Annotated in this window: 1 protein-coding gene; it reads right to left on the minus strand. The window is 56.8% G+C overall.

Translation table 11 applies throughout. From position 1 onward, the window contains the following. Positions 1 to 729: IS1634 family transposase (locus tag F2P44_RS34380; RefSeq protein WP_167094574.1), on the minus strand; the 729-nt coding region annotated here is incomplete at its 3' end. Between the last annotated feature and the right edge of the window lie 171 nt (positions 730 to 900).

Genomic DNA, 900 nt, shown 5'->3' on the forward strand with positions numbered 1-900 from the left:
GACCTCGGCGGTATTGCCATCAAATACCTCGTGATAGAGCGGCAAGCCGTCGGCCGTTTGCACCACGCCGAGCATGACCTGGCGGGCAATCAGGCCCTCCTTTGACATGCCGAATTTACGGACGTCCTCGTCCTGCTGAGACAGTCCGTCGGCGCGGATAGTCGTCATGTCGTAAAACACGACGGCAAGATCCTGATCGACCATCGGACGCAGCAGGCCGGCAAGCACCTGATCGACTTCGTCCTGATGCTCCACCATTGCGTCCATCGCGCGCAGCAGTTGATGATGCTCGATTTTCTCGGCCATGATTCCGGGGAAGGTGACCGTTTCGACCCAGCGCAAGACGCCCAGTTTCGAGTCCGGGTCGCACAACCGGTTGAGCACCATCACACGGATCAGCGCCTCGATATCAATCGTGTGCCGGGTTCGCCGAAACACTTGGCGCAGGCGGTCGAATCCGAGCGAATTCCACAACTCGGTCAGGGCCCAAACATCGCCGTAGTCACGTGCTGACTCGAACGTCAGCGATGGTGTCGGCGCCGCCAGCGGGGCCGATTTTCCGGTCACACGCAGCAGTCCTGTGATGACTGATTCGAGCTCGGTATTGAGCTGGTCGAGCCGTCCCAAGGTCGCGACGGTGCGCTGCTTCGGGCGGCCATTGTCGTCGCGATACGCTTCGACCAACTGAACGTAGCGACGAGGACCGGAGGTGGTTACTTTGATGAACATGCCGTTACTCTAAATTCGCGGCGATAGGATGTCAACAACTAACAAAAACTGAGAAACGTGCCATTACACAAATTTCGCGAAATCCGAGGAAATTTGACCCTAAGTACTTGATTCATATGGAGCGTGCTCAGGAAAAAAGGTGAAAAACCGCTTCAAACTGTCGAACTCGGG

Origin of the sequence: Massilia frigida, from assembly GCF_011682175.1 — a bacterium.
GTDB lineage: Bacteria > Pseudomonadota > Gammaproteobacteria > Burkholderiales > Burkholderiaceae_D > Telluria_A > Telluria_A frigida.